The following is a 5,827-nucleotide window of genomic DNA, read 5'->3' as shown; positions in this document are numbered from 1 at the left end:
TTCAAATTTAATGGCGGGGATAAGCCGCGATTATTCCACCTGCTTTTTCCACACATCGGCACTATCATCGCCGGGAATTGATGCGAGAACGCCCATGCTGATTCCTTACGACCAACTCGAAGCCGACACTCTTACCCGTCTGATCGAGGATTTCGTCACCCGTGACGGCACTGACAACGGCGATGAAACACCGCTGGAAACTCGCGTATTGCGTGTGAGACATGCATTGAGCAAAGGCCAGGCGGTGATTTTTTTCGATCTGGAAAGCCAACAGTGCCAGCTCATGCTCAAGCATGACGTGCCCAAAGAGTTTTTTGACTGATCACGAGCTTGCGTCCGGAAGCGGCCGGTTCGCTTTTGCCTGTTGTGAAACCCTTTGAGCGATGCGTTTGTAAACCTCCGCCCGGTGCACTTTGATGTGCTTCGGCGCCTCGACTCCCAAACGTATCTGATTACCGTGAATGGCCAGAATCTGGATGGTGATTTCATCACCGATGGAGAAGACTTCTCCTATGTCGCGCATTATTACCAGCATGTCCCTGCTCTCTTGTTGTTTACCAGAGAGCAGAGTGCATGGCCTGTGTACGGTCATCAATTGGTCGGGAAAAATTCAGTAACGTCCTTCGTCACCGCCGGAACCAGCCGAAGGAAATGTCTTACATGGCTGTGAAATCCGTAGGAAATTTACGGCGCTGACCAGCGCGGACCGAACAGAATAATGCTCGCGCCGACCACACAAAGCGCTGCGCCCAGCCAGTCTGATGATAATGGCCTGACCCGCTCGATGATCCCCAGCCAGGCGATCGAAGCAATAACGTAGATCCCGCCATAAGCCGCATAGGCCCGACCGGCATACGCCGCCTCGACCCGGGTCAGCAACACTGCAAACAGAGTCAGGCTGATCAGCGCGGGGATCACCCACAGCGCGCTCTTGCCCTGCCGCAGCCACATCCAGAACGCATAGCAACCCGCGATCTCAAACAATGCTGCCAGGAAAAACCACAGGTAATTGAGCACAGAAATTCTCTTCAACGGTTGCAATGGATGGGGCGGCAACCGTATCAGAAAATATGGGCTGTAACGAAAGGCATGCGGCCCAAGGATGGCATCTATCAACACAGTCATGGTTGAACTGGAATGCGATCTCATGTGGGTGATTCTATGTTGGCCTGCAAGCTGATTGACCACGTGGGACCGGCTTTAGCCGGGAAGACGGTGTTTCCGCCAATACAAATTCAACGTCTGTCCCGACCTATTCCCGGCTGAAGCCGGTCCCACGTCATGAGTGTGTCCTGTGGGAGCCGGGCTTGCACAGAGATTGCATTTCATCGCCAGTATCTATTCCCTACCCTGCCGCGCCTTCGCCCGCATTTTCTGGCACATGCCTGCCATCTCGTCGTACAGCGCGTGGGGATTCTTCTGCTTCAATTGCCAGGCCATACGTCCTTGCTCGTGGGGCAAGATCATGAATTCCCCTTGAGCGACGTGTTCGAAAATGTAATCAGCAATATCCGTAGCAGTGATCGGCGAGCTCTCCAGCAACTTGCCGATTTGAGCTTTCATCGTCGGCGTCGGCCCGCGGAAAGAGTCCAGCAGGTTGGTCTGGAAAAACGACGGGCACACCACGTGGACACCGACTTCCTGCTGACGCAGCTCCACCAGCAGGCTTTCCGACAGCGCCACCACCCCCGCTTTGGCGACGTTGTAGTTACTCATGGCGGGGCCCTGCATCAGGGCGGCCATGGACGCGATGTTGATGATCTTGCCCTTGCTCGCCTCCAGCATCGGTAGAAAAGCCTTGCAGCCTTTAACGACGCCCATGAGGTTGACCGCGATTTGCCAGTCCCAGTCTTCGAGGGACAGCTCGTTGAAAAAACCACCCGACGCCACACCTGCGTTGTTGACGATAATGTCGATACCGCCAAACTTCTCTTCGCACGCTTGCGCCAGTGCCGTGAGCTGGCTGTAGTCGCGCACATCGCAGCGCTGCACGAAGCCATCGCCACCGACCTCGCGCACTTGCTTCAGAGTTTCCTGCAAACCGAGATCGTTGACGTCAGACAATGCCAGATGCCAGCCCTCCCGGGCCCAGCGTAAAGCGATTTCGCGACCCAGGCCGGAACCTGCACCGGTGATCATGATGCGATTGTGCATAGCAAACGCCTTGTGGTTAGGGGCTCGTATTTTTTTACAACCTGAGCTCAGTGTAACCACGGAATTCGTCACTTCGCCTCACCATCAAGGCGCTGAATGACCCGGGCAAACCCACGGCCTACGCGGGCTTTCGCCATACACGGGTGATGAGCCAGCCATACACCGCAAGGTTACTGGTCAGCACTATCGCACCCAGCCAAAGCTGGATCTGCGGGGTCAGGCCTGCGGGATAAATCAGCGCGACCAGATAATGTTCGATGAAGCCGGCCTCGTAACCCTCGTCGCCAGCGCGTACCCGAAGAGCGTTTTCCAGAGGAGTCAGTGGGCAGTAGAGGTGAAAAAACTCCACCACCGCGCCCCATATCATCGCGGGCACATGCAACACCATCACCCACCGCCAGCGCAAAACCAGCAGCCCGCCAAACAGCACGAAGACGATGAACAGCAGGTGGACGACCAATACAGCATCAGCTCCGAGACGATAGAGCATTAAAATGTCCTCAGTGGGCGCAAAAAAATGAAAACAGTTATGGGTGTTTAAAGTTCAACCTGATTTAGGCAACTATAAACTTTTTTCAAAATGTAAACTTTCTCACGTTTCCGATGGACTTTTTCCGAACGCCTACAGTCGGATCAATCAAGCAGCACAAACTTTATGCCATCGGGCGGAAGCTTGAACTGTTCTAGCCATCTACCAAGAACTAAGGAAGGAAATCATCATGGGCATCGGCACTATTCTTATCATCGTCCTGATCCTGCTGTTGATCGGCGGTCTGCCAGTATTCCCGCACTCCCGCAGCTGGGGCTACGGTCCATCGGGCATCATCGGTACCGTTCTGGTGATCCTGTTGATTCTGGTGTTGCTGGGACGGATATAACGTTCCCGCACCAGCAGTAAAATAGCCCCGCTTATAGCGGGGCTTTTTATTGGCCTGACAACTAATAACTTCCAGCGCTTAACTACCAAATCCCCTTTTCATCTAACCACTTGATGGCAAAGTGTCTGACAATCCTCCATCTCGGCCGTCGTAAACTCCGATGACTTCTATCAAACAAAATTCAACTACCTGATTTGGAATGCGGTTTCTGCAGGCGCTCACGAGTACCGCGAGGCGGCGAGAGCGTCCTTTCTGATAGATCGCCATCGCGGCCTCGCGGTGCTCGTGCGCTCCTACAGGTGTATGTAGCACCGTTTCAGGAACGCGGGGTGCTCTTATCGACAACACTACAGCTTCCAGATTGAATCCTGTTCTGTAGGAGATCACCGAGGTTACGAGGCCAGCGATGGCGAAGTGTCAGACAAGCCGCCATCGCTACCAAGATCCTCACTGCAATAAAAAAGCAGCCCGAAGGCTGCTTCTTGTAGAGCACTTACTACTGTTTAGTGCGACACCGCACCGCTGGCACCCAGGCCAGTCTGCGAGCGTACGAACTGCGGATAGAACAAGGCGCGCTCGCCCTCTGCCGCTTTCGACTTGTCGGTAATCGAGAAGAACCAGATACCCACGAATGCGATGGCGATGGAGAACAGCGCCGGGTATTCGTACGGGAAGATGGCTTTCTCGTGATGCAGGATCTGCACCCAGATGGTTGGACCCAGAACCATCAACACTACGGCGCTGATCAAGCCCATCCAGCCACCAATCATGGCGCCACGGGTGGTCAGGTTTTTCCAGTACATGGAAAGCAGCAGGACCGGGAAGTTACAGCTGGCAGCGATGGAGAACGCCAGGCCCACCATGAACGCGATGTTCTGGCTTTCGAACGCGATACCCAGAAGGATTGCCACAACTGCCAGAGCAATCGTAGTCATCTTCGAGACACGGATTTCGTCCTTCTCGTTGGCTTTACCGGCTTTGATCACGCTGGCATACAGGTCGTGGGAGACCGCCGAAGCACCCGCCAGGGTCAGACCGGCAACCACTGCCAGAATGGTCGCGAACGCTACTGCCGAGATGAAGCCCAGGAACAGACTGCCGCCCACCGCATCGGCAAGGTGCACCGCTGCCATATTGTTACCACCCAACAAAGCGCCCGCTGCATCTTTGAACGCCGGGTTGGTGCTGACCAGCAGGATCGCGCCGAAGCCGATGATGAAGGTCAGGATGTAGAAGTAACCGATAAAGCCAGTGGCGTAGAGCACGGACTTACGGGCTTCCTTGGCATCACTCACGGTGAAGAAGCGCATCAGGATGTGCGGCAGACCAGCGGTACCGAACATCAGTGCCAGGCCCAGAGAGAACGCCGAGATCGGATCTTTCACCAGACCGCCCGGGCTCATGATCGCTTCACCTTTAGGGTGAACCTTGACCGCCTCGGAGAACAGCATGTTGAAGTCGAAGTTGACGTGCTTCATCACCATCAGCGCCATGAACGATGCACCGGAGAGCAACATCACGGCTTTGATGATTTGTACCCACGTGGTGGCCAGCATGCCGCCGAACAGCACATACAGGCACATCAGGATACCGACCAGAATCACCGCAACGGTGTAGTCAAGGCCGAACAGCAGCTGGATCAACTTACCGGCACCGACCATCTGTGCGATCAGGTAGAACGCAACCACCACCAGCGAACCGCAGGCAGACAGGGTGCGAATCTCTTTCTGCTTGAGTCGATAGGACGCCACGTCAGCAAAGGTGTATTTGCCCAGGTTACGCAGACGCTCGGCGATCAGGAACAGAATGATCGGCCAGCCCACGAGGAAGCCGATCGAGTAGATCAGACCGTCATAACCCGAGGTGTACACAAGAGCGGAAATCCCCAGAAAGGACGCCGCCGACATGTAGTCACCGGCGATAGCCAGACCGTTCTGAAAACCGGTGATCTTGCCGCCCGCAGAATAGTAATCCGACGCTGTCTTGTTCTTTTTCGAGGCCCAGTAGGTGATGTACAGCGTAAAGGCGACGAACACCACGAACATGACGATCGCGGAGATGTTCAGGGGTTGTTTCTGCACAGCGCCGGTCAACGCATCCGCTGCCCAGAGGGACGGTGCGAAGGCGGCCAGGCCGAATGCTGCTGATAGACGCCCGATCATTGCTGTGCCTCCTTCAGGATGGCGTTGTTCAGGTCATCGAATTCACCATTGGCACGGCGAACATAGATGGCTGTCAGCACAAAAGCAGACAAGATCAGGCCGACCCCAATCGGCATTCCCCAGGTAATGGTCGATGTCGGGCTAAGTTTCGCGCCCAGAATGTGTGGTCCATAAGCAATCAAAAGGATGAAAGCGGCGTAAAGCCCGAGCATGATCGCTGAAAGAATCCAGGCGAACCGCTCCCTTTTGGATACCAGCTCCTTGAAACGGGGGCTGTTTTGAATCGAGAGGTAAATGCTGTCGTTCATTGTTTTTGTCCTCGCAGCACAGATGAGATGTCACGTATTGCACTTTAGTCCGGTCTGACAAGCTCTCCAGACGACCTTAGTATTAGAGCGACATTCCCGGCTGAAACCGGGCCTGAGGAGTAGCGCGGTCTATGTGGGAAATTCTATGTTTGCCTGCAAGCTGACGTGGGACCGGCTTTAGCCGGGAAGGCGATTTTTCTGCAGATAAAGATTCAGCGTCTATCCCGGCCTCCTTTCGACTGAAGCCGGTCCCACTGAATGGCGCAGGTCCTGTGGGAGATCGCCCGGTTTCCCTGACACAGCGCTGTCGCGAAGCAACATTGGA

At 55.0% G+C, this 5,827-nt stretch carries 8 protein-coding genes; 2 read left to right on the top strand and 6 right to left on the bottom strand.

The window, feature by feature from the left end:
- Positions 1–94 precede the first annotated feature (94 nt).
- Complete coding sequence (locus tag H8S59_RS25785; RefSeq protein ID WP_027899418.1) at positions 95–322, top strand: YheU family protein; 228 nt, start codon at positions 95–97, stop codon at positions 320–322.
- Here the strand turns inward: H8S59_RS25785 and csrA are convergent, their stop codons facing one another.
- The 4 genes from csrA to H8S59_RS25765 form a co-directional block, all read right to left on the bottom strand.
- Positions 323–535 (bottom strand): carbon storage regulator CsrA, encoded by a 213-nt coding sequence (gene csrA / locus H8S59_RS25780; RefSeq protein ID WP_187523266.1) that lies wholly within the window; start codon positions 533–535, stop codon positions 323–325.
- Between the two features lie 149 nt (positions 536–684).
- Positions 685–1,017, bottom strand: a complete 333-nt coding sequence (locus H8S59_RS25775) for a YnfA family protein (RefSeq protein WP_095093445.1) — start codon at positions 1,015–1,017, stop codon at positions 685–687.
- A gap of 321 nt (positions 1,018–1,338) precedes the next feature.
- The gene (locus H8S59_RS25770) at positions 1,339–2,154 is read right to left on the bottom strand and encodes an SDR family oxidoreductase (RefSeq protein ID WP_187523265.1); all 816 of its coding nucleotides are present in this window, start codon (positions 2,152–2,154) and stop codon (positions 1,339–1,341) included.
- 118 nt (positions 2,155–2,272) lie between these two features.
- Complete coding sequence (locus H8S59_RS25765) at positions 2,273–2,644, bottom strand: DUF2784 domain-containing protein (RefSeq protein ID WP_187523264.1); 372 nt, start codon at positions 2,642–2,644, stop codon at positions 2,273–2,275.
- A gap of 229 nt (positions 2,645–2,873) precedes the next feature.
- On the opposite strand from H8S59_RS25765, the gene H8S59_RS25760 reads away from it, so the two are divergent.
- Complete coding sequence (locus tag H8S59_RS25760) at positions 2,874–3,032, top strand: DUF3309 family protein (RefSeq protein ID WP_080238018.1); 159 nt, start codon at positions 2,874–2,876, stop codon at positions 3,030–3,032.
- 503 nt (positions 3,033–3,535) lie between these two features.
- Here H8S59_RS25760 and H8S59_RS25755 read toward each other — a convergent pair.
- Both H8S59_RS25755 and H8S59_RS25750 read right to left on the bottom strand, forming a co-directional pair.
- On the bottom strand, positions 3,536–5,194 hold the full coding sequence (locus H8S59_RS25755) for a cation acetate symporter (RefSeq protein WP_027899412.1): 1,659 nt from the start codon (positions 5,192–5,194) through the stop codon (positions 3,536–3,538).
- Positions 5,191–5,502 (bottom strand): DUF485 domain-containing protein, encoded by a 312-nt coding sequence (locus H8S59_RS25750; RefSeq protein WP_002552552.1) that lies wholly within the window; start codon positions 5,500–5,502, stop codon positions 5,191–5,193. The genes H8S59_RS25755 and H8S59_RS25750 overlap by 4 nt, the downstream gene beginning before the upstream one ends.
- Between the last annotated feature and the right edge of the window lie 325 nt (positions 5,503–5,827).

This window comes from Pseudomonas folii, assembly GCF_014357575.1.
Lineage (GTDB): Bacteria > Pseudomonadota > Gammaproteobacteria > Pseudomonadales > Pseudomonadaceae > Aquipseudomonas > Aquipseudomonas folii.
The sequence above is the reverse complement of the archived record's forward strand: the minus strand, read 5'-3'. Positions and strand labels throughout refer to the sequence as shown.

What these genes read in the sequence shown, in the direction of transcription:
- H8S59_RS25785 (WP_027899418.1), top strand. Translation starts at nt 95, where the DNA reads ATGCTGATTCCTTACGACCAACTCGAAGCCGACACTCTTACCCGTCTG.
- H8S59_RS25765 (WP_187523264.1), bottom strand. Translation starts at nt 2,644, where the DNA reads ATGCTCTATCGTCTCGGAGCTGATGCTGTATTGGTCGTCCACCTGCTG.
- H8S59_RS25750 (WP_002552552.1), bottom strand. Translation starts at nt 5,502, where the DNA reads ATGAACGACAGCATTTACCTCTCGATTCAAAACAGCCCCCGTTTCAAG.
- H8S59_RS25760 (WP_080238018.1), top strand. Translation starts at nt 2,874, where the DNA reads ATGGGCATCGGCACTATTCTTATCATCGTCCTGATCCTGCTGTTGATC.
- H8S59_RS25755 (WP_027899412.1), bottom strand. Translation starts at nt 5,194, where the DNA reads ATGATCGGGCGTCTATCAGCAGCATTCGGCCTGGCCGCCTTCGCACCG.
- H8S59_RS25770 (WP_187523265.1), bottom strand. Translation starts at nt 2,154, where the DNA reads ATGCACAATCGCATCATGATCACCGGTGCAGGTTCCGGCCTGGGTCGC.
- csrA (WP_187523266.1), bottom strand. Translation starts at nt 535, where the DNA reads ATGCTGGTAATAATGCGCGACATAGGAGAAGTCTTCTCCATCGGTGAT.